At 45.9% G+C, this 23,756-nt stretch carries 21 protein-coding genes and 1 tRNA gene; 15 read left to right on the top strand and 7 right to left on the bottom strand.

All coding sequences use genetic code 11. The features are described from left to right. Position 1: 1 nt before the first annotated feature. The 7 genes from DXA55_RS04145 to DXA55_RS04110 form a co-directional block, all read right to left on the bottom strand. On the bottom strand, positions 2–733 hold the full coding sequence (locus tag DXA55_RS04145; protein ID WP_117510043.1) for an ABC transporter ATP-binding protein: 732 nt from the start codon (positions 731–733) through the stop codon (positions 2–4). 3 nt (positions 734–736) lie between these two features. Next, positions 737–1,615, bottom strand: a complete 879-nt coding sequence (locus tag DXA55_RS04140) for an ATP-binding cassette domain-containing protein (protein ID WP_022462691.1) — start codon at positions 1,613–1,615, stop codon at positions 737–739. A 1-nt stretch (position 1,616) separates the two neighbouring features. Continuing rightward, entirely contained in the window at positions 1,617–2,420 is an 804-nt protein-coding gene (locus DXA55_RS04135; RefSeq protein ID WP_117813084.1) for an ABC transporter permease, read from the bottom strand. A gap of 78 nt (positions 2,421–2,498) precedes the next feature. Next, positions 2,499–3,443, bottom strand: coding sequence for an ABC transporter permease (locus tag DXA55_RS04130; protein WP_117813083.1), 945 nt, complete (start codon positions 3,441–3,443; stop codon positions 2,499–2,501). 257 nt (positions 3,444–3,700) lie between these two features. Then, positions 3,701–4,252: a stage V sporulation T C-terminal domain-containing protein gene (locus tag DXA55_RS04120; protein ID WP_055221761.1), complete on the bottom strand. Its 552-nt coding sequence runs from the start codon at positions 4,250–4,252 to the stop codon at positions 3,701–3,703. Positions 4,253–4,424: 172 nt separating this feature from the next. After that, a complete protein-coding gene (locus DXA55_RS04115) occupies positions 4,425–5,318 on the bottom strand; it encodes a DegV family protein (RefSeq protein WP_117813081.1) in 894 nt (297 codons plus the stop codon). A 581-nt stretch (positions 5,319–5,899) separates the two neighbouring features. Then, positions 5,900–6,349, bottom strand: a complete 450-nt coding sequence (locus DXA55_RS04110; protein ID WP_055221751.1) for an Rrf2 family transcriptional regulator — start codon at positions 6,347–6,349, stop codon at positions 5,900–5,902. Between the two features lie 230 nt (positions 6,350–6,579). Between DXA55_RS04110 and DXA55_RS04105 the strand changes: the two genes are divergently transcribed. The 15 genes from DXA55_RS04105 to DXA55_RS04025 all read left to right on the top strand — a co-directional run bounded on the left by DXA55_RS04105 (position 6,580) and on the right by DXA55_RS04025 (position 23,755). After that, entirely contained in the window at positions 6,580–7,206 is a 627-nt protein-coding gene (locus DXA55_RS04105) for a DUF3786 domain-containing protein (protein ID WP_055226247.1), read from the top strand. Between the two features lie 737 nt (positions 7,207–7,943). Continuing rightward, entirely contained in the window at positions 7,944–8,714 is a 771-nt protein-coding gene (locus tag DXA55_RS04095; RefSeq protein ID WP_117804452.1) for an ATP-binding protein, read from the top strand. 85 nt (positions 8,715–8,799) lie between these two features. Further along, entirely contained in the window at positions 8,800–9,732 is a 933-nt protein-coding gene (locus tag DXA55_RS04090) for an AAA family ATPase (RefSeq protein WP_117804451.1), read from the top strand. Positions 9,733–10,407: 675 nt separating this feature from the next. Beyond that, positions 10,408–11,556: a cobaltochelatase CobT-related protein gene (locus DXA55_RS17520; RefSeq protein WP_242991164.1), complete on the top strand. Its 1,149-nt coding sequence runs from the start codon at positions 10,408–10,410 to the stop codon at positions 11,554–11,556. Positions 11,557–11,572: 16 nt separating this feature from the next. Continuing rightward, a complete protein-coding gene (locus DXA55_RS04080; protein ID WP_015542178.1) occupies positions 11,573–11,767 on the top strand; it encodes a hypothetical protein in 195 nt (64 codons plus the stop codon). Between the two features lie 67 nt (positions 11,768–11,834). Then, positions 11,835–12,584: an ATP-binding protein gene (locus DXA55_RS04075; RefSeq protein WP_117804560.1), complete on the top strand. Its 750-nt coding sequence runs from the start codon at positions 11,835–11,837 to the stop codon at positions 12,582–12,584. A gap of 29 nt (positions 12,585–12,613) precedes the next feature. After that, positions 12,614–12,778, top strand: coding sequence for a hypothetical protein (locus DXA55_RS04070; RefSeq protein ID WP_238061730.1), 165 nt, complete (start codon positions 12,614–12,616; stop codon positions 12,776–12,778). A gap of 423 nt (positions 12,779–13,201) precedes the next feature. Continuing rightward, positions 13,202–13,669 carry an Hsp20/alpha crystallin family protein gene (locus tag DXA55_RS04065; RefSeq protein ID WP_117804449.1) on the top strand — a complete coding sequence of 156 codons (468 nt, stop codon included), beginning with the start codon at positions 13,202–13,204 and terminating at the stop codon, positions 13,667–13,669. A 302-nt stretch (positions 13,670–13,971) separates the two neighbouring features. Further along, positions 13,972–15,495 carry an ABC transporter substrate-binding protein gene (locus DXA55_RS04060; protein ID WP_330415105.1) on the top strand — a complete coding sequence of 508 codons (1,524 nt, stop codon included), beginning with the start codon at positions 13,972–13,974 and terminating at the stop codon, positions 15,493–15,495. 337 nt (positions 15,496–15,832) lie between these two features. Continuing rightward, a complete protein-coding gene (locus tag DXA55_RS04050) occupies positions 15,833–17,011 on the top strand; it encodes a cation diffusion facilitator family transporter (RefSeq protein WP_117510056.1) in 1,179 nt (392 codons plus the stop codon). 134 nt (positions 17,012–17,145) lie between these two features. Then, positions 17,146–17,214: transfer RNA gene (locus DXA55_RS04045), tRNA-Gln, on the top strand. Positions 17,215–17,295: 81 nt separating this feature from the next. Further along, a complete protein-coding gene (locus DXA55_RS04040; protein WP_055267769.1) occupies positions 17,296–18,000 on the top strand; it encodes an acyl-[acyl-carrier-protein] thioesterase in 705 nt (234 codons plus the stop codon). A gap of 66 nt (positions 18,001–18,066) precedes the next feature. Continuing rightward, the gene (locus DXA55_RS04035) at positions 18,067–19,536 is read left to right on the top strand and encodes a nicotinate phosphoribosyltransferase (protein ID WP_055218976.1); all 1,470 of its coding nucleotides are present in this window, start codon (positions 18,067–18,069) and stop codon (positions 19,534–19,536) included. Positions 19,537–19,549: 13 nt separating this feature from the next. Beyond that, entirely contained in the window at positions 19,550–20,401 is an 852-nt protein-coding gene (locus DXA55_RS04030; protein ID WP_022462037.1) for a CvfB family protein, read from the top strand. A gap of 177 nt (positions 20,402–20,578) precedes the next feature. Beyond that, entirely contained in the window at positions 20,579–23,755 is a 3,177-nt protein-coding gene (locus tag DXA55_RS04025; protein WP_117813079.1) for an ATP-binding protein, read from the top strand. Position 23,756 lies beyond the last annotated feature (1 nt).

The raw sequence follows: 23,756 nt of genomic DNA, 5'->3' as shown, positions 1-23,756 counted from the left end.
ACTACAGCTCCGGTGATGCCGCCAGAAGCTCCTTTGTATAATCATTCTGCGGATGCGCAAACAGTTCTTCCGTCTCCGCGTTCTCCACAATCCGGCCTTCTTTCATCACGAGAACCCGGTCGCACATCTGATAGATCACGTTGAGGTCATGCGAGATAAAGAGAATCGAGAGCTGAAGCTCCTCCTGAAGCTGAACCATCAGCTCCATGATCTGCTTCTGAATCGTCACATCGAGAGCGGAAACCGGTTCGTCGGCAAGGATCAGGCGTGAGCCCTGGATCAGTGCGGCCGCGATGCTGACTCTCTGGCGCTGGCCGCCGGAGAGCTCATGCGGGCGGCGTTTCAGGTGCTCTGCGGAGAGGCCGACTCTTTCGGCCATCGCAAGAACCCGTTTTTTTCGTTCTTCTTTCGGAACTTTCTGCATCCGAAGCGGCTCCTCTAAAATCCAGGAGATTTTCTTCGCCGGATTCAGGGAGGAAAACGGATCCTGGAAAATCATCTGCGGATGGTCGACCTGCGAAATTATTTCGCCTTCATCTGGGCGGATAAATCCTAAGATCACTTTGGAGAGTGTCGATTTTCCGCATCCGCTCTCTCCGACGAGACCGAGAATTTCATTTTCATGAAGCTCGAAAGAGATATCATGAAGCACCGTTTTTCTCTGCTTTCCCTCCTGATAGGAGGCAGAAATATGGCTGACTTTCAGAATGTTGTTCGGACTGATTTCTTCCATGGGTTATTCCTCCTTTTCCGCCGGCGGAGCAGCTTTTTTGTCAGAGCCTGTCGGCCATTGAGCTGTTGGAGCGATTTTGATTCGCTTTCGCAGCGATGTTCGTCGGTTCGGAATTGCATCGAGCAGGCGGCGGGTGTAGTCTTCCTTCGGGTGGAAAAAGACATCGTCTACACTGCCGGATTCCACAATCGTCCCATGATTCATGACGATGACCCGGTCACAGAGCGAACGGATGACGCCGAGGTCGTGTGAGATAAAAAGAATCGCCGTGTGATGGCGTTCATTGATTTTTTTCAGCAGCTTTAAGATCTGCGACTGAATCGTCACATCAAGAGCTGTTGTCGGCTCGTCTGCAATCAGAAGCTTCGGTTCTGTAATAAGCGCCGCAGCGATCATCACCCTCTGGCGCTGACCGCCGGAGAGCTGGTGAGGGTATTTTTTGCAAAGCTTTTCCGGGTCGGGAAGCTCGACCTCATGCATTATGGCAAGAACCTTTTCATGACGTTCTGCCGGTGTGCAGCTCTCATGGATCAGCAGTCCCTCTGCAATCTGTTCTTCGATGGTCAGAACCGGATTTAAAGAGGTCATCGGTTCCTGAAAAATCATGCTGATTTCTTTTCCGCGGATGCGCTGCAGATCCTGGCTGGAAGCGTGCGCAACGGAAGAATCTTCGTAGAGAATTTCTCCGCCGGATACGGCGGAATTTTCCTTTAAAAGGTGCAGAATGGAGAGCGCCGTCTGGGTTTTGCCGGAACCGGATTCCCCGACAATGCCAAGCGTCTCACCTTCTTCTAAGGAAAAGGAGATGCCTTTTACCACTTCGGTCGGTGGCGTGGTATCGTAAAATGCAATTTTTAAGTCACGTACATCGAGAAGTGCCATATCAGTTACCGCCTTTCTTCTGTAATCCGTCGCCGAGGAGCGATACGCCAAGCGCCAGTAAAATGACAGCAAGACCGGGGAAAACAGAGCCCCAGGGAGCAGTCATCAGATACGTCTGGGATTCTGAGAGCATCCGTCCAAGCGAGGCATCGGGCGGCTGGACACCGATGCCGAGAAAGCTCATGCCGGCCTCGGAGAGAACGGCGTTGTTGAAACCGATTGCTGCCATCGAAAGAAGGGACGGGACCGTATTTGGCAGGATATGTACAAATATGATCCGAAGATGGGAAACACCCATCAGACGGGCACTTTTGACATAGTCCATATCTTTGCGTGCGAGAAATTCGCTTCTGGTGATACGTGCAAAGCTCGGAATGAATACGATACCGAGTGCAAGGATCACGTTGTATTTGCCGGGACCCAGCAGCGCGATAAATACCAGCGCCAGCAGGATTCCCGGAAAGGAAACAATGACATCGTTTATGCGCATCAGGAGTTCGTCAATCCATCCGCCAAAATACCCGGTGAACGCACCGACGAGGACACCAATGGTTCCGCCGAGCAGCAGAGTAGCGAAAGCGACGAAGAAGGTTGTACCGGTTCCTTTTAAGACGCGGCTGAAAATATCGCGTCCAAAGTGATCGCAGCCGAACGGGTGCGACAGAGATGGAGCAGCAAACTTGGCTGCGCCGTTCATTGCATCCGGGTCGTACGGTGTGTAGAAAAAGCCGATCAGAAGAAACAGAAGCATAAAAGCGGTGAGAACAGCTCCGATGATCAGCGTGAGATTGCGTTTCTTTTTCATAATGAAAACCCTTTCGTTTGTCGTGGGCGGCTCCCTGCGACCTTTCGGTCGCAGGGAGCGGATGATCGAAAGCTCCCGTCAGTCTTTTACGCGGATGCGCGGATCAATTCTGCCATACAGCAGATCTACCACGAAATTGATGATAACAATGAGGGCGGCGATCAGTACAAGGATGCCCTGAACCACGGGGTAATCGCGGTTGGAGATCGAAGTGATCAGAAGATTGCCCATGCCCGGAATCGAAAAAACCTGTTCCAGAATAATGCTGTTTGCCACAATATCTGCGATTGTCATGCCCCAGAAGGTCAGTACCGGAATCAGGGCGTTTTTCAGCACATGGTGATACATAACGCGGCGTGTACTGTTTCCGCGGGAATAGGCGGTGCGCACATAGTCGGCATCGAGCTGCGAGAGCACAGAGCTGCGCAGCATTTTGACAGCCATGGAACAGCGCGGAAGTGCAATGGCGGCAGACGGTGCAACAAGATAACCGATAAAACCGGAAAAATTTTCAGAAATCGGCACATAGGCGCCCGGCTGAAACCATTTGAGAATCAGACCGAAAAGATACGTGATCAGAATACCGATGAAAAATCCCGGCACAGACATGATCACCTGATTGATTGTCATGATCAGCCGGTCCAGATGGCCTCCGGCGTGCTGTGCTGTGAAAATGCCGATGGGAATCGAGACAACAAGGATCATCAGGAATGCGATAACGGTGATAGCGATGGTAATCGGAACTTTATCGCGGATCAGTTCTCCGACCGGCATCGAGTACGAATACGAGGTGCCGAGATCTCCATGAAAAAAGCCGGTTACCCACGAAGCATACCGTTCCAGAACCGGCCGATCCAGTCCCATTTCCTTTTGCAGAGCCTCAATCCGCTCCGGCGTCGCCTCCGTGCCAAGCTGCGATTTTGCCGCATCTCCGGGTATGACGGAAAAGGCAAAGAACGATAAAAAGGATACAAGAAGCAGCGTAAGAAGGAGAGAGCCGAATTTCTTTGCAATGTATTTCATGAATGGAAATTCCTCCTTGTGTAATGTAGGATACTCCGGGAATTTTTCCCGGCTTATAAAAGCAGGCATAGAAAAGCTTCGGGCGTATCGGCTGAAGGTTTTCGTGCACGTCATTTTTATTGTAGACAATGCAGGTGTAAATAGCAAGATAAAATTGGAATATCTCGAATTACAGAATAACAGGAAAAGGCCTCTTGCATAACCGGTGCGGATGATGCAAAAAGCCTTTGATAAATTGCCTTCGATAAATCCCCTGTTTAGTTTTCCATTTCCCGTCCGAGGTACGTTGCCGCTACCTGGAGGAGCTTCTTTTCCGTATCGCCCGGCAGGGACTCCCTGTCTTTGCCGCAGAGAATGACTGAACCGATGGCATCACCGGAGGAGAGAATCGGAAAAATGAGCTCCGGCAGAGGAGTAGTATTGTCTGTGTTTTCCAAAATTGAAAAATAAGCCTTTTCACCGGGACGCGCAAGTACTGTTTTCCGGTTCAGAATCGCTTCCTCCAGCCGGCTGCTGATGGACTTGCCAAGATAATTTTTCTGTTCCGGCCCGTTTGCCGCTACAATCTGTTCCTGATCCGAAACACAGACGAGACATCCGGTCACCGTTGAAATCGATTTTGTAAACCCTGCTGCGCATTCCGCCAGCTCTTCGATCGGTGAGTATTTCTTCAGGATAATCTCACCTTCCCGTCCGGTATAAATTTCCATGGCCTGTCCCTCCCGGATCCGCATCGTGCGCCGGATTTCCTTGGGAACCACTACACGCCCCAGATCATCAATCCTTCGAACAATTCCCGTCGCTTTCATATGAAAAATTCCTCCTGTTTCCGCAATGTACTTTCCATAATTTGTACTGTATGGGTAGTATGTGGAAAAACAGGTGGAATTATGCATGGAAAAAAGAAACAGTATTTCCGCTGTTTGCAGCAATTTCGGAAAAAATACAGTGAAACAGCAGTGGTTAGTCTGGTTGCTCCTTTTACAGAAGACTGCGATCTTTTCCGAGATAGAACAAAGCGATTGTATCCGGTCCGACGTGGCTGCCGGTGCAGAAATCGTAGGAAGTATTGATAAACTCACGCACCTTCACTCTTTTCTGGATTTCTTCCATCATATAAAGAGATTCCTCATAGGCATCTGCATGTGCGATTCCGACGATCTGCTTTTCCGGTTCTTCGATCGTTTCACAGAAAAGACGAATCAGTTCATTTAAAACGGCCTTGCGTCCTCGGACATTCTTGTAGGAAACAATATAGCCATCTTCACTTCCACGCAGAATCGGTTTGATTTTCAGCATATTTCCGACCACAGCGACACTTCCCTTGATTCTTCCGGTGCGGGAAAGATATTTCAGATCGCCGACGGTGAAAATGCCGTTCATTTTGCCGACGTAGGTTTCCAGAAGATCTGCCGCTTCGTCTACGTTCATGCCCCGATCGCGCATTTCGCTGGCATAGATGGCGAGGATGCCCTGTGCAAGAGAGGCATTCAGGGAATCGACGAGGCGGATTTTACGTTTTCCGCCGTATTCCTCAAGAAGCTCCTCGGCAGCAAGTCTTGCGGAGTTATAAGTTCCGCTGATGTTTTTGCTTAAGGAAAGATAGATGACATCCTGATCTGCCTCAAGAGCGGTGCGGAACGCATCCGCAAAATTTGCGGTGCTGATCAGTCCGGTCTTGATTTCACAGCCGGTGCGCATGGCATTGTAATATTCTTTTCCTTTTGCAAGCTCCTCTTCCGGTGACAGATCCGGGTCGAAGCAGACCAGCTCTTTTCCATTCACAAGATTGACGAAAGAAACGACATGGATATCGTATTTTTTCGCAGTAACAGCAGGCAGATTTGCCGCTGAATCAACAAAAACCTGAAACATAAATAAAATTCTCCTTTGTAGTGTAAATGTCCCCCAAAATGATGTAACTTTTGATAAGCATTGTAACACATTGTATCACCAAAGAAGAGAGATTTCAATGGAAGATAGACAACATACTACAAAGGAGTGTGTCGACAAGTTGATTCCTGAAATCATCTGTTTTCGGAAGAAATTTGACCAGGTATCAATGCATAGTAATAATGACCAAAAACGGCAGACGTATTTTTAGTAAAAACGGCTTTTGAAATAAAAATAAAATCGTTTTATCTATAAATGAGCAAGTTCGTGATTTTGCATAAAAGAAAGACACCTTGATTCTTGATGTTGTATAATGAAAGTGACGAAACAAACATTTGCAACATTTACGAAAGAAGGTGCCTCTTGCAAATACTATACATCATTCTTTATTCATATACAACCAGCTTAAGCAATTAAGGATAGAGTAAACTTACTGTCAGTTGGAGAGTTGCAGAAGATTTCCTGCTATGAACTTGACCAGATTGTTTTCTCATAGTCTACTTCTCCCACAGTGTTTTGGTAGCATTTCGTATTTGCTGAAGGTACATGAAAGTGTTCTCCTGTTAAATAATATTCTGTAAGTTATTTTCTATAGATATCCGCTGATAGTAGGTATCTATGATATCCTGTAAAGTAATCGTATTCATTTTTTCTTCGGCAGCCTTTTGAATTTCATTATAAAATCCCTGCAAAGATAACTGAATGTTAATGCCAACGCCACAATCTGGATTGGTATGAGTATCTAAATGAAGCAATGGTTTATCACCTTCAACTGCTTTATAAATATCCAGCAATGTAATCTGATCGGCTGGTTTTGAAAGAGAAGGACGGGCATGTCCGGCTACACTGGTCATAAGTTCCGCTTTTTTTAGTTTTAACATAAGCTGGCGTACAAAGCCGGGATTTGTATGGACACTTTCTGCAATTGAGGCACTGGAGAGGGATTTTTCCTGGTTGATAGCAATCAGAACCATCACATGAACAGTATCACTTAATTTCGTTGAATATTTCATGATAAGAAACTCCTTGTAGTATGATATAATGATCTTGTTTTCACGTTTTTGGGATGAAAATATTTCTGGTTTGTTTAAAACATCCTAAGTTCTCAACAGTTCTTTTTAATGTGTTGATAAACTGTACATTTTTTAATGCTTTGATGATTGTAAATAATATAATTACAACTATAATGGAGATTAAAGGAAAAGTCAACACAGATACTATAAATGTTCACAAAGGAGAACTTATGGAATACAAAAATCAAACAGAAAATCGTGCATTTCAGGAAATGTTGCAGGCAGCAGTAAAACGGCTGCAAAATCGTTCCGGAGAGGAGATTGCTGCAAAAAGCGGGGCTGTTTTTCATAGCAGCCGGAATGTGCTTGAAGTACTGAGTTTTTATGAAACAATTGAAATTCAACTCCCTGAGTTTCGTATTAACTCAAACGTGGACGAATGGCATTATCTGACATTGCTGCATTATCTGGATATGGCCGATGGCACAGAAGGCTCACAGAAGCTCATTACTTTTGGTAACCTGAAAGATGGATTGATTCGGGGAACCAAGTTTGACCGGACTGCAGAGCAGAAACTGGAAAAGCTTTTGCAGGATAAAGATCCTGAGAAAATTCAGAAAGCATGTAAAAACCTAGGTGCAGAATTCACAGAAACAAAGGCGGATCTGTGTGCTGTTTTTCCAGTTCTGCCAAGATATCCGGTAACTTTAAAGATATGGTTTGCAGATGAAGAATTTCCTGCATCTGGCAAAATATTTCTTCAGGATCATGCCGATCATTATCTGAGTGTAGAAGATGCGGTAACAGTTGGAGAAATTTTGCTGCAAAAATTATCGGAAGCCTTTTCTTCTCTCTGATCATGAATCAGAAAACTTTCCAGCCCGGCTTTGATAAATTTGTCGATTACTGTCTGAATCTGTTTCCAGTCATTACAGTGATTGCGGAGCATCAGTCTGTTGATGGAAAGGCAGCCATTCATTTGAAAATAAAAAACCGATTCTGCCTGTTCAAAGGTCAGGAGGCTGTGTGACATAAGCCAGGTCACATAGCCTTCTTTTGTATTTTCTGCTATTTTTTCCAGAAGAATAGGGGCAATTGCATCATCCAGAAACAGTGCCCTGTATTGTGATTCCATCTGTATTTTCTGACAGAACGGATAGGAACAGCTTTTTTGATTTAGACAGAATAAATGATCTACCGTTGTTAACATATCCTGAGTCATATCATTAAAAATATCTGATAATACATCATGGATATCGTAGTAATGAAGATAAAAAGTGCCACGGTTGATTTCAGCATTTTTGCAGATCTCTGTAACTGTAATTTTCGTAAAACTTTTCTGATTTAACAACTCTAAGAACGTATCTTTTATGGTTTGCCTGGTATAGCGGGTACGGCGATCTTGTTTTCTCGTTTTTTCTGACATTATATACTCCTGTATTAGTTAGTATCATATAATTTCTCAACAATTTTTCTGATGTGTTGAGTAACCATACAAATCTCACAGATTGATTATTGTAATTTATATAGTAACAACTATAATGAGGTTTAAAGAAAAAGTCAACAGATTGTTCAGAATTTTAGGAGGAAAAACATGGGACATGTAATTGCAGTATCAGGAAAAGGCGGCGTAGGAAAAACAACTCTTTGTGGATTGTTGATCCAGTATTTATGTGAAAGCGGAAAACGTCCGGTCCTGGCGGTGGATGCAGATGCAAATGCAAATTTGAACGAAGTGCTCGGTGTTGAGCCGGAGGTCACACTTGGGGAGCTGAGAGAAGAAATTGAGCGGGCAGGCATAGACCCACGATATCAGATTCCCTCCGGTATGACAAAACAGGCATATCTGGAAATGCGTCTTTCTGATGCGATTGCAGAAGAAGACGATTATGATTTGATGGTAATGGGACGAACCCAGGGACAGGGCTGCTATTGTTTTGTAAATGGTCTTGTGCAGACCCAGGTTCAGAAACTGCAAAGCCATTATCCATATATTGTGGTTGATAACGAAGCGGGTATGGAACATATCAGCAGAGGAATCCTGCCAATGATGGAAGTTGCGATTCTTGTGAGTGACTGTTCCAGAAGAGGTGTTCAGGCAGCCGGACGTATTGCAAAGCTGATGAAGGAGTTAAACTTTAAACCACAGAAAACTGGATTAATCGTGAATCGTGTTCCGGATGGAAAACTGGATGCCGGAACTCTGGAAGAAATTCGAAATCAGGGACTGGAATTGTTAGGGGTTGTGCCACATGATGACCAGGTATATCAGTATGACTGTGATGGAAAGCCGATCATACAGCTTCCGAAAGATTCTCCTGTAAGAAGTGCACTGGGAGAAATTGTAAAGAAGTTGGAATTGTGAGTTGGAGGATTGAAAGTTTGAAGATTGAGTAAACAGAAATATTATCTGATTTGGCATAACTAATTGTAAAGAAAGGAAAATCTTCATGAGAAATCATTGGGCAGAAATAGAAAAATATTTAGAAGACCAGAAGATAGCGCAGGAACTAATTGGAGAACTGAGAGATTTTCACATGCGTTATGAGGTAGAGGATCAGGTAAAGGAACGGGTAGAAAAACCGGATATCCTGTTTTATGGGAAAAAGATTCTGGAAATGTCAATAGCAGCGCTTCTTCAGGGAGATAACCTGTTACTTTCCGGTGCGAAAGCTACAGGGAAAAATGTACTATGTGAGACACTGGCATGGATATTCGGAAGACCGGAATACGACATTTCTTTTCATGTAAATACAGACAGTGCCGATCTGATTGGAACGGATACCTTTATAAATAATGAGGTTCGCCTTCGGAAAGGCCCCATCTACCAATGCGCGGAATTTGGAGGATTTGGAATCCTGGACGAAATCAATATGGCAAAAAATGATGCGGTTTCTGTACTGCATGCCACACTGGATCATCGGCGCAGAATCGATATTCCAGGATATAACAGGATTTTACTTCATCCGGCAACACGATTTATCGGCACGATGAATTATGGCTACGCAGGTACCAGAGAGCTAAATGAAGCATTGGTTTCAAGGTTTATGGTAATTGATATGCCTGAAATGGATGAGGATAGTGTCCTTTTTGTATTAAGACAACATTTTCCAGATGGGGAAAAAAGTGCACTGAAAGCTTTTGCAGGACTGTTTCTGGATTTGCAGATCAAAGCTTATCATGGAGAAATCTCAACAAAATCTCTTGACCTGAGAGGATTGGTTTCTGCTGTAAAAGCAACAAAAAGCGGACTTTCTCCAATTGATGCAATCCAGATGGGAATCATAAATAAAAGTTTTGATGTATTTGAAAAAGAGATCGTAGAAGATGTGGTTTCTACCAGAATCCCATCTTCCTGGACCGGAAAAGACATATGGGGGTAAACTTGTATGGAGGATGTCAGATGGCCGGCGAAACAACTGGAAGAACATCGTCTGGAGATCAGCAATCGTATCAGAAATCTTTTTTGGACAGTCAGTGGTGATTATGATATGGAATTTGAACCGGACACAGAAAAATATGTTTATTCAAAACAAACGGTTCTATATGAGGCAGTGAAGCAGGGTGCCTTTGCACGATATTTTGATCAGAAGAAACTTGGCATGTATTTGATGAAAAAATTACATTTTTCTGCTGGAGAAGATATACTTTTGCCTCTTGCTGGATTATGCATGGATGCTGCTGTGGAGCGTTTTATCATTCGAGAACGTTTGGGAACAAAGGAAATCAGAGAACAGGCGTTCAGAGAATTGGAAAAGGCCGAGAAAGAGCAGGTATCAGACAAAGCTGGAACAGACCTGATTCACAGGATTAGGCTTCTGTATATAAGGCATGTTCTGGAGAACACAGACGATGAGGGAATGGATCCACAGGCAGAGATTGCATTGTACAAGATTCTTTCTCTGAAGGATGCGGAAAATACGGAAGATGTCATAAACGTGATAGATGAGATTTATAATCATGTTCTGGATCCCTCTTTTGAAAAAAAGAATGGAAATCTGGAGAAGATTCTGAATTTACCGGATATGGCATTGACCAATGACGCGTGGCAGGAATGCATGACAGATGAACAGATGGAAGACATCATTCAAAAATATCTTTCTAATCTCAAAAAAAAGATGATGAGTCTGGATATCAGAAACAAAAAGAAAAAAAGATTTTATTTCTCTCCGGAAAATGAAGAAGTTCCGGAAAGCTCGGAGAATATAAATCCACAGGCAGTGCGACGGATACGGGAATATGTGGAACTGAATTACGGAAAATCGTATCTAAGTGAATCGGAGCAGGCCAGAGTCAACCGGAAATTTTGTACAGGAATCCATAAAAACTGTAACCTGTATCTTACAGATGGAATATTACAGAGCCCTGTGATTAAAAATAATCAATACCGTTTTTCTCAGCTTCAGTTTGAAAAAAATAAAGCCTATTATGGAAATAATCACTGGATCATTAAAAGAAATATTTCTGTGTTGGCAGAGTCACTGAAACGGGCCTTTATAATCCGAAAGGATGATTTTGTCAGCAGATCTGATGCAGGACAGCTTGTTCCTGAGAGATTATGGAAAATTGGAAGAACAGACGATGACAAGTTATTTAATAGAAAAAAGAGATCTGACGATTCTGAGTTTGTAATAGACGTCCTGATTGATTCCAGTGGTTCCCAGGCTGACAGACAGGCTCAGGTAGCGGCGCAGGGATATATTATCAGTGAAGCATTAAGCCAGGCAGGAATTCCTCATCGGGTGACAGGATACTGTGCTTTCTGGGGATATACAGTACTTCAGAGATTTCGGGATTATGAAGATCCAAGGGAAACAAATGAAAGAATCTTTCAATTTCGTGCATATGCCAATAACAGAGATGGGCTTGCACTGAAAACAGTCGGTTCCTCTCTCATGGAGCGACCGGAAAAAAATAAGATTTTAATCGTATTAAGTGATGGAAAACCCTGTGATATGAGCATACAACGACCAGGAACCCGCCAGCCCAAGATCTATGACGGAGAAAAAGCTGTGAAAGATACTGCATATGAGGTACGTCGGGCCAGAAATCAGGGAATTTTCGTAATTGGTATTTTTGTAGGGAATGAAGAAGAGCTCTCCGTGGAAAAGAGAATCTATGGAAAAGACTTTGCCTATATTCGTAATATCAGCAATTTTTCCCGTATGGTAGGAACTTTTTTGCGAAGACAAATTGATATGGAATGAAAATGGAGGAATCACTATGGGTAAAATTGAATTTGCCAATTGCCAGGATGTAAGAAATCAGAAAAAGATACAGGAATTAGATTGTCCACGCTGTCATGAACCGGGAGGCATTGAAGCCTTTGTGAAAGACGGGATACTTGCAGAGGATGGAGTATGTGATAACTGCGGATATATTCTTCCAGAAGGAACAGAACTGGAGGAAGTGGAGTAAGACAGTTTGAAGTATGGTCATATGTAATGCCTATTATTTAGAAAAAAGAAAAGGAGTAAAGATAGAGATGAAAATAGCAGTTTGCGGAAAAGGTGGATGTGGAAAAAGTACAGTAACCAGTCTTTTGGCTAAGGCTTTAGCCAGACGAGGAAAAGAAATTTTGGTAATTGATTCCGATGAATCTAATTATGGTCTACACCGACAGCTGGGTATGAAGCTTCCCAGAGATTTTACAGACTATTTCGGTGGTAAGCAAAATGTTTTAAATGATATGATGTTATCAAAATTTACTCATCAGTTTTTTGAGGAAACCTGGACTATAGATGATATACCGGAAGATTATTATAGTCTGAAAGACGGTGTAAAACTGATGACCAGTGGAAAAATTCATCAGGCAAATGAAGGGTGTTCTTGTGCTATGGGAACTGTTATGACTCAATTTATCCAAAATCTCAGGCTTACAGAAGACCAATTTGCGCTAATGGATATGGAGGCTGGTATTGAACACTTTGGACGTGGAATTGATAACGGTGTAGATTTGATATTGATAATCATAGATCCATCCTATGAATCCCTACAGCTTTCCAAAAAAATCGGGGAATTATCGCAAAGTATTCGAAAACCATTTTATTACGTTCTCAATAAAGTAACAAAAGAAAATCAGGAAATGATGTATGAAGCTGTATGGAATTCAAGTCGAGTCGCTGTATCTCTTAGTGCGGATCCTGGTATTATGGGAGAGGGACTGATGGGGAAAGAACTATCAGAAAAACCAGATGCTATTGAAAACTTAACAGAATTTCTACTTTCTATTTAACAGAATAAGGAGATTTAGGTGGGTATAGGATGATACAGATTGCAATTGTGGAAGATGAAGAAATTTACGTAAAACAATTAACAGAGTATATCCGGAAATATCAAACGGAAAGGGGAAGATCAATAAAGGTTACGGTATTTGGTGATGGAGAAGATATAGATGATCAGATTAAAAAATCAAGTACAAACAAATAAGTATATTCCATCTTGGGCGTAATTTAAGTTTCGCTAAGTTTCACTCATATAGGTGTCTGTGCACAGCTCGGGAATAAATTCCCTCGCTGTCGGGCTGTCGCCCTATACATTTCCATGAAAAAGCCCTCTTTATCAAGCAAGCTTGAACGAGGGCTTTTCGCGTAAATGTGCATGACTCGTAGCGTTCACAAAATTTTCACAAAATAATTAGCACTCGTCTCTTGACAGTGCTAATAATAAGTGTTATATTACAGCTAGAACAAAGGAAGAGGGATACAAAGAGAGGAAAAGAAGAAAACCTCCGGTATCCGGAAGCCTTTCCGTTCCAAAGAAACAGGTAAACAAAAAGATCCGGTGAAAAGAAAAACCGGAGAAAAAGCATGGATCAGGTTCCATGAGAAGAATAAGAAGGAGCGATGACTTATGTTAATGCCTAGTATTTTTGGAGAAAATTTATTTGATGACTTTTTCAACGATTTTCCGTTCTATGATTATGACAAAGAGATGAAGAATACAGAAAAGAAACTGTATGGCCGCAAAGCCAGCCATGTGATGAAAACAGATATTCGCGAGCTGGCTAATGGCTACGAGGTAGTGGTTGACCTTCCGGGCTTCACAAAAGATGAAGTTCAGGCCACACTGGAAAATGGTTATCTGACCATCAGTGCAGAGAAAGGTCTTGACAAAGACGAGAAAGAAAAAGAGAACGGCCGCTACATCCGTAAAGAGCGTTACGCAGGTGCATGCAGCAGAAGCTTCTATGTAGGTGAAGATATTACCGAAGAGGATATCAAGGCTGAATTTAAACACGGTCTGCTGAAACTCTTCGTACCGAAGAAGGAAGCAAAACCGGCTGTGGAGCAGAAAAAGACAATCTCCATTGAAGGATAAAAGAAAAAAAGCAAAAGCGTTTGCCGCCCGGGAATGTTAAAATTCCCGGGCGGCAAAATTTTTATCTTTTCTGGTACATCCCGAGGGAAAGAATCCGGAATACGCGGGCGGATATACGTGATTTTCGGATTCGGAAAATAAATTGTATACAATAATGTACTTGCTATTTGGGAACAGGTCGGATACAATAGGCGTGACAATTACAAAATGAGAGAACTCGTATCAAAAGGAGAAATCATGAAGAAAAGAAGAAGCGTACTTGCGCTGCTTTTAGTTGCAGCTCTTACTGTTGTACTTGGCGGATGCAGGATGGCAAGGATGGGAAAGCAGATTCTTCCGATACCACAAGTTCTCAGGTATCAACGGAATCAACCCCGACAGGGGAACCTGTTATGGGAGGTTCCATCACGGTAGGAATTCCTCAGGACATTGAGGATAGTCTTGACCCACACAAATCTGTTGCGGCAGGAACGAAAGAAATCCTATTCAATATTTATGAGGGCCTTGTAAAGCCCGATGAAGAAGGAAATCTGAACGATGCGGTGGCAGAGAGTCATTCGATCTCGGAGGATGGAAAGGTTTATACCTTCAAGCTCCGGAATGGTGTCAAATTCCACGATGGAACGACCGTCACTGCAGAGGATGTAAAATATTCAATCGAACGCTGTGCGGGTATCAACGGAGACGGAACGCCTCTGGTAGAGGCATTTTCCAATGTGGACAAGGTTGAAATTCCGGACGAGAGCACGATCGACATCTATTTAAAAGAGGCAGACACCGAGTTTCTTGCCTATCTGACGGTAGCGATTGTACCTGAGCATGTGGAAGATCTGGAAGCAGATCCGGTCGGAACAGGCCCGTTCCACTATGTATCACGGTCCCCGCAGGAAAACATTGTCCTTGAAAAATTCAGCGATTACTGGGATACGGAAAATCAGGCGTATCTGGACAAGGTAACATTTCGAATTGTCAAGGACAGCAATGCAGTCGTAACAAACCTGAAATCCGGTACACTGGACATGTATGCACGTCTCAGTTCCACACAGACAGCGCAGCTTGCCGAAGATTCCGATTTTACGATTTATGACGGCGGTATGAACCTGGTACAGGCGCTGTATCTGAACAATGCCGTGGAACCGCTCAACAATGTGAAGGTGCGCCAGGCGCTGTGCTATGCGGCAAACCGCCAGGAAGTGCTGGATATGATTGCGGACGGAAAAGGAACGATCATCGGAAGCAGCATGTTCCCGGCATTTGGAAAATATTATGTGCCGGAACTGTCAGAGCGATATAATCAGGATATTGAGAAGGCAAAAGAACTGTTAAAAGAAGCCGGATACCCAGATGGATTTGAGCTTACGATTACAGTGCCGAACAATTATCAGCAGCATATCGATACAGCCCAGGTTCTGGTAGAGCAGCTTAAAGCGATCGGTGTTACTGCCAAAATTCAGCAGGTCGAGTGGGACAGCTGGCTGTCGGATGTATATGCAGACCGGAAGTTCCAGTCCACGGTTGTCGGCGTTGATGCGGCATATCTGACCGGACGCGCGTTGCTGGAACGGTTTACCTCAACATCATCCAAGAACTTTATCAACTACAGCAACGAAGAGTATGATAAACTGTATCAGCAGGTTAAGACCAGCACGGATGAAGAGGAGCAGGTTGAGATTTACAAAAAAATGGAAACACTGCTCTGTGACGATGCGGCAAACCTGTATATCGAGGATATGGCATGTGAGGTTGCACTTCGGAGCGATTTTGCGGGCTATCGGTTCTATCCGCTGTATGTGCAGGATATGGCGAAAATTTATAAAGTAAAATAGTAGCTATTCCGTTACGGCTCGCTGGGTACCGGTGGGCGGTAACGCTATTTCAGGCAGGAAAAAGAAAAACTCTCATTCGATTGTCAAATCTGCCTGAAAAGAGATAAAATCTGAAAAAACAGAGAAAAAGCGGCGCAGAATTGCTGAAAAGAAGCAGTCTGCGTTGCTTTTTCTCTCTGTCGATAGAATCTCCGAAAATATGTTAGGCTTGACTTTTTTTTCAACACTGCCTACTATAGAAAAAGACAGAAAAAACATAAGGGCTTCGCGGCGATGCGTGAGGCCCTTTTTATCTAAGCTAATGTTTCTGAATGTATTGTGGAAAGAAGGGGAACCCATGACAGATTTTCTGGTAAGATGTTTTGTAAAAGAGTATGAGAACACTGACAATGCGGATGTGCGGACGAGATATGGTATTTTATCCAGTATGGTAGGAATCTGCTGCAATGTATTGCTGTTTGCCGCCAAGCTGCTGATCGGTGTTGGGATGCATTCTCTGGCGATCATGGCGGATGCGTTCAATAACCTTTCCGATGCGGCATCTTCGGTCATCAGCTTTGTTGGTGTCAAGATGGCAAACAAACCGGCCGACAAAGAGCATCCGTTCGGGCATGGACGGATCGAGTATATTGCAGCGCTGATCGTTTCGTTTCTGGTTATTGAAGTCGGCTTTACGTTTTTAAAGAGCTCCCTGGAGAAAATTCGCAATCCGGAAGAGATCACATTTCAGATGGTTCCGTTTTTGATTCTGGTGCTCTCGGTTGGTGTAAAGCTGTGGATGGCGCTTTTCAACCGAAAACTGGGAAACCGCATTCAGTCGAAGGTGATGCTGGCAACGTCGGCGGATTCCATGGGCGACGTGATCACGACGAGCGCAACGATCGCTTCTATATTGATCTGCCATTTCCTTTCGGTTAATATCGACGCAATCGCAGGACTTGTTGTGGCGGTACTCGTTATGTGGTCCGGTATTTCCATTGCAAAAGATACATTGGAACCGCTGATCGGGCAGGGCGCGGATCCGGATCTGTATGCACGGATCATGAAAGAGGTTGCTTCCTATGAAGGAATTGTAGGAACCCATGATCTGATTGTCCACAACTACGGGCCTGGCAGAAGTATGGCATCGATCCATGCGGAGGTGCCGCGAGATGTCGATATCGAGGTATCGCATGATATTATCGACCGCATTGAACATGAGGTCGGCAAAAAATTGGGGATTCTGCTGGTCATCCACATGGATCCGGTGGAGATCCACGATGCGACGGTTCTTGCGACAAAGGAGAAGGTAAGAAACGTAATTTCCATTCTCGATCCGGAGCTTTCCTTCCACGATTTCCGTATGATCAACGGGGCGGAGAAAAAGAAGCTGATTTTTGATCTTGAAATCCCGTATTCTTATAAGAAGAAAGACTGTGATCGCGTGATCGGGCAGATCGGGGCGCTGATGAAGGAAATGGATGAGAAGTATGAATGCGTCGTCAACATCGACAAAAAATACGTGGCGGGAGAGTGACAACGGCCGGGTTGAGCCGTCAAATCCCTTCCAAAATGTTCCAAAAGTCAGTTTTTTGAAAAAAATAAAAAAATTTCAAAAAAGGTGTTGACTTTTCTCTTGCGATAGTGTATTATACATTTTGTCGCAAGGCAATGGCTATCGCCAAACGGTAAGGCAACGGACTCTGACTCCGTCAGTTCCTGGTTCGAATCCAGGTAGCCCAGCTCATTAAAAGGTCTCAGGTCTCGTACCTGAGGCCTTTTTCGATGCTCAAAAACAAATACAGCAGGAGGAACGAAACGATGAAGTATTCCTTTACGAGCAGAATCCGCTACAGCGAAATCGGTGAGGACGGAAATCTCACCCTGCCGGGGCTGATCAATTACTTTCAGGACTGCAGTACCTTCCAGTCGGAAGCGATCGGCGAGGGCGTTGCGGAGCTCAAAAAACGAGGCTGCGCCTGGGTGCTGTCCGCGTGGCAGATTCATGTGCGCCGCTATCCATCCCTTGGTGAAGCGGTAAAAATCACTACATGGGCGAGCGGCTTCAAAGGATTTCTTGGCATGCGTAACTTCACGATGGAAACAGAAGACGGCGAAATGCTCGCCTGTGCCAACTCCATCTGGTCTTACGTCAATATGGAAACGGGTCATCCCGTCCGCGCACCGAAAGAGACGACAGACGCCTATGGCATTGACGATCCGATCGACGAGGATTTCGGCGAGCGCAAAGTGAAAATGCCGGAAGCAGATTTCATCGGCGAACCGTTCCCGGTGCGGCCGCACAACCTCGATACGAACCACCACGTCAACAACGCACAGTTCATTTCCCTTGCCGGTGAATGCCTTCCGAAGAACTTCACCGTGCGCCGGATGCGCGCCGAATACAAACAGCAGGCGCACCTCGGCGATGTCCTGCATCCGTTGCGCGCTGAGACGGAAAACGGCTGTTTTATCTCGCTGAACGATGAAAAAGGACAGCCATACGTAGTTGTGGAATTTCAATGATTGTGGTACAATCGGAAAGAATAAGATACGAACGTAATAAACACAATGAGGAAAGGGGAATTTGCCATGAGAGCGCAGAACCTTACACTGTTAACCGATTTATATGAACTTACCATGATGCAGGGCTACTACGAGAACCCGTCCGATCAGATCGTGGTATTTGATGCATTTTACAGAAAGAATCCATGCGGCGGCGCATACGCCGTATGTGCAGGACTTGAGCAGGTAATCGAGTATGTCCGCGATCTTCACTTTTCACCGGATGACATCGACTATCTCCGTTCCCTCCATATTTTCAACGATGATTTCCTGGAGTATTTAAGAGGCTTCCATTTCACCGGAGATATCTATGCGATCCCGGAAGGAACCGTCGTATTTCCAAGAGAACCGCTCTTAAAAGTTGTCGCTCCGATCATGGAGGCACAGCTTGTAGAGACCGCGATTCTGAACATGATCAACCATCAGAGCCTGATCGCGACGAAAGCATCCCGCGTTGTTTACGCGGCAAAGGGCGACGGCATCATGGAGTTTGGACTCCGCCGTGCACAGGGACCGGATGCTGGTATCTACGGCGCGCGTGCTGCCATGATCGGCGGCTGCATCGGAACCTCCAATGTCCTGACCGGACAGATGTTTGACGTTCCAGTCAAGGGAACCCACGCACACAGCTGGATCATGAGCTTCCCGGATGAGTACACCGCATTCAAAACGTATGCGAAAATGTATCCAGAAGCATGCATTCTTCTCGTAGACACCTACGATGTTCTCGAATCCGGTGTTCCGAATGCGATCCGCGTCTTCAAAGAGATGAGAGCAGAGGGCTTACCGATGAAGGGCTACGGCATCCGCATCGACAGCGGTGACCTGGCTTACCTGTCGAAAAAAGCATATCAGATGCTCGAGGCAGAAGGTTTCGGTGATGCCATCATTTCCGCATCCAGTGACCTCGATGAGTACCTGATCGACAGCCTGAAAACCCAGGGTGCGAAGATTAATTCCTGGGGTGTCGGCACAAATCTGATTACCTCCGGTGACTGGCCGGCATTCGGCGGCGTTTACAAGCTGGCAGCAGCAAAAGATAAAGATGACGCAGAATTCACACCGAAGATAAAGCTGTCCGAGAACTCCGAGAAAGTAACAAACCCGGGCAATAAGACGATTTATCGTATTTATGATAAAGAAACCGGAAAGATCCGTGCCGACCTGATCTGCCTCGCAGACGAGACCTTCGACGAGAGCAAAGATATGATCATCTTCGACCCGATCGAGACCTGGAAAAAGACGAAGATCAAAGGCGGAACCTACACCTTACGCGAGCTCCTCGTTCCGATTTTCCAGAAGGGCGCATGCGTCTACACTTCTCCATCCGTCATGGAGATCCGCGACATCTGCACCAGAGAGAAAGATACCCTCTGGGAGGAGTCCAAACGTCTGGTCAATCCGCATGAGGTTTACGTGGATCTGTCCGACAAGCTGTACCACATCAAGAGCGACCTGCTCGAGGAGATGAGCATGAAGGCTCTCGGCGAGCAGTAAGAAAGGAAGTCAAATGTTAAATATAGGAAGAAAGCAAAAGCTGGTAGTAGTAAAGAAAGTAGAATTCGGTATTTATCTTGGGGAGACCCGGGAAGCAGGCGAGAAGGAACGCGTTCTTCTGCCGATCAAACAGGTGCCGGAAGGAACAAAAGAGGGAGATGAGCTGGAAGTATTTCTGTACCGCGATTCCAGCGACCGTCTGATTGCGACAACCAGAGAGCCGAAGCTGGTGCTTGGAGAGCTGGCTGTCTTAAACGTAGCTGCTACCGGAAAGATCGGAGCATTTCTGGACTGGGGTCTGGAAAAAGATCTGTTTCTTCCGTTTAAACAGCAGACCCGCCGCCTCCATCCAGGTGATGAGGTTCTGGTTTCCCTCTACATCGACAAGAGCGACCGTCTCTGCGCAACGATGAAGGTTTACCATTTCCTGAAAACCAATTCTCCGTACGTCGTAGGCGATATCGTAAAGGGAAGAATCTACGAGATCAGCGGAAACTTCGGCGTTTTCGTTGCTGTTGATGACCGCTACTCCGGCCTGATTCCAAAGAGAGAAGCACAGGCAGACTATCATGTCGGCCAGGAACTTGAGTGCCGCGTTACAGAAGTCAAAGAGGACGGAAAACTCTCCCTGTCCGCACGCGGAAAAGCGTACGAGCAGATCGCAATCGATGCAGAGAGCGTTCTTTCTGTGATCGAGGAATTTGCAGGTGTCCTTCCATTTGATGACAAAGCATCACCGGAAGTGATTCAGAGAGAATTCGGCCTCAGCAAAGCAGCATTTAAGCGCGCGGTCGGCCATCTGATGAAAGAAAAACAGGTTGTCATCCGCGACGGTAAAATCTGGACGGCAGAAAAAGCAAAATAAGAAAAAATCGGGCACTGGACAGGAAGCACATCCTCTCCGGTGTCCGTTTTTTTGTGTCAGACAGCAGATAAAATTTTGAAATTTTTTCTGCGCCCGGTTTGCGGTTGCGCGAAGAGAGGATTGCGCTTATAATATGATCTATATGACAAAAAATGACACAGGATCTGATGGAGAGAGATGAAGAAAAAGAAAAGTAAGAAAAAAACATCTTTTATTTCCAAAACCGCAATGACGGTTTTGACGATCATTCTGATTATTCTGTTTTTCTGCATTATGTCGATGGTCGAGAAAATACAGGGAACGGCCCGCGTTGTCAACTATGCCGGTCTGGTGCGCGGAAAAACGCAGCGGATTATCAAGCTGGAGGATGCGGGAGAACCGCAGGATACGATGATTGCAGACATCAACGCTTATATCGACGGTCTGCAGAACGGAAGCAGCGAGCTGGATCTGGTGCGCCTGGATGACCGGGATTTTCAGGATAAGATGACTGAGCTGGCATCGTATTTTGAAGAGCTGAAGGCAGAGATTCTGCTGGTGCGTGAAAAAGGATATGAGAATACCGCGATTATCGAAAAGAGTGAGACCTTTTTCAAAATCTGTGACGAGGCGACGGGCCTTGCGGAAGCGTATTCGCAGAGAATGGCGTCTTCGCTGAAGAAGCTGGAGCAGGTGGTAGTAGGAGATATCATCGGTCTGGTGTTTGTCATCGGTATGGAGCTGATCAAGGCCGTCCGCTATGCGGCGATGAACCGTATTCTGCAGAAGAAAGTCTATCTCGATGAGGCGACGGGCCTGCCAAATAAAAATAAATGCGAAGAGATTCTGGAGGGAAGCGACGGAGGAGAAGAAATTTCCGGCGTGTATGCGGTCTGCGTGTTTGACCTCAACAATCTGCGCACGATCAACAACAGTCTGGGTCACGATAAGGGAGACGAATATATCCGTTCCTTTGCCGTTCAGCTTCGAAAAGCAGTCCCGGAGGAGTATTTCGTCGGAAGAAACGGCGGAGATGAGTTTCTTGCCATTCTGCGCGGACTGAACCGCGAAGAAGTGGAAGCGTGCATGAAGCACATCCGCACGCAGACGGCAGAATATTCCCGCCAGCACCCGGAGATGCCGATCAGCTACGCCGGAGGCTATGCACTGTCCACGGAATTTGAAGACTGTGATATCCGGGAACTGTTCCGCCATGCGGACCAGAACATGTATATCGACAAAAACCGCGCGAAGATGGAAGAAGCCGCCGCAGAGCGGAAGATCAGCCTGGAAGCGCTGGACGTCGTAAAGAAAAAGGGATACCATTTTTCCAACTGTATTTACTGCAATGCAAGACAGGACCAGTATCGGATTCTGCGCGCCGTTTCGGGCTTTTTCCTTGCCGAGGACGGCAGCTATACCGGTGCGGCCGAGCATATTGTGCAGGGCATCACGGATGAGGAAAAGAGAAAGGAAATGCGTAGAATGCTGGATCTTACCCATCTGAAGGAGTGCTATCAGAAGGGAGAAGAGAGCGTAGAAATTCTGTGCGAGTATCGGGAGGGCAGCGAAGGGGAAGCGCTCTGCCGGGGAAAAGTCACCATTCTGTTCTACGACGCGGCCGAGGACGGCGGACTGCACCATTTTCTGATGGGCTTTGAGCGGTTCCGCTCCGATGAGGAAGCTGCTCGGAATGAAAAAGAACAGCTCGACCAATACTATGAACAGATGAAACAGTCGATCATTGAAAACAGCCACTACGCCGAGGCACTTCTCGAGACGGCCGAGGCCGTGTTGGCCGTTGATCTGACGAATGATTCGCTGGAGCAGATTTTTTACCACAGCGGGCAGAAGAAATTTGACCTCAATATAGATCTGCCGTGTTCCTACGAGAAATACTGCGGGGAATGCAGTGCGTTTGTCGCGGAGGAGACATTGGAATCATACCGCATTGTGGATTCCTCGAAGAAACTGCTGCAGCGCTTTGAAAACGGAGATAAGCAGGTAGTCGTGGAGTATCAGGAAACAGATGAGTCCGGCAGAAGAATATGGTTGCAGAAGACGGTTCTTATGTCACAGGATACCGTCTACGACCGAAAGACAAAGCGGGAGAGCGTTGTGGTACACGGCATGATCCTTTTCCGTGATACGTCAGAGTTCCACAGCCGGGAAGAGAGGGAGAAGATACAGCTTCAGGATGCCTTTAGAGCTGCAGACAGTGCAAGTCGTGCAAAAACAGAATTTATGAACCGCATGAGCCACGATGTGCGCACGCCGATCAATGGCATTATGGGCATGCTGGATATCATCCGCAAAAACCGGCAGGATGAGGCAAAAGTGGACGACTGCCTCGATAAAATCAATCTTTCCGCAAGCCATCTGCTGGCACTCGTCAACGATGTGCTCGATATGAATAAGCTGGAGTCCGGAAAAGAGACGATCGAGAGCGTTTCTTTTGACCTGACGCATCTGATGGATGATGTGGCATCCCTTGTCAATGCGCAGATTACGGAGATGGGCATTACCCACTGTACGCACCGCGGTGAGCTGACGCACACGAGACTGATCGGCAGTCCGCTGCGCCTGCGGCAGATTATGCTGAATCTCTTCAGCAATGCAATCAAGTACAACAAGCCAGGCGGAATGATCGATACGTATGCGGGCGAAGTCTCCTGCGACGGAACCCGGGTCGTCTACGAGTTCCGCATCATGGACAGCGGCATCGGAATGAGCAGCGAATTTATCGAAAAAGAGCTGTTCCATCCGTTCACACAGGAGAAGTCCGGTGCGAGAACGCAGTACAAGGGAACGGGCCTTGGCATGTCGATCGTCAAAGAACTGATCGAAAAAATGCAGGGCACGATCGAGGTAACGAGCCAGCAGGGCGTCGGAACGACGTATGTATTCCGGCTTCCGTTTTACATTGACTGCGAGGAACAGCGGATTCAGGAAGTAAAGACACGGATCGCAGGAAAAGAGCTTGTCCACTTCCACGTTCTGCTTGTCGAGGATAATGAGATCAACATGGAAATCGCCGAGTTTTACCTGACCGATCACGGTGCGACGGTGGAAGAGGCATGGAACGGCCGCGAGGCGGTCGAAAAGTATGCGGCGAATCCGCAGAAATTTGATGTGATTTTAATGGATCTGATGATGCCTGTGATGGGCGGCCTTGAGGCAGCGCAGCAGATCCGCGCCATGGAGCTTCCGGAAGCAAAACAAGTCCCGATCATCCCGATGACGGCGCAGTCCTCCGAAGAGAGCAAAGAGGGATGCCGCGCGGCGGGCATGAACAGCCATCTGACCAAGCCGATCGAGCCGGACAGCCTGGTGCAGACGATCTTGGAGACAACGGAACATGCCTTTGGAAAATAGA

This window comes from Blautia sp. OF03-13 (assembly GCF_003460685.1).
In the GTDB taxonomy this organism is placed as follows: Bacteria; Bacillota; Clostridia; order Lachnospirales; family Lachnospiraceae; genus Fusicatenibacter; species Fusicatenibacter saccharivorans.
Note: the sequence above shows the minus strand (reverse complement) of the source record. Positions and strands in the feature narration are given on the sequence as shown.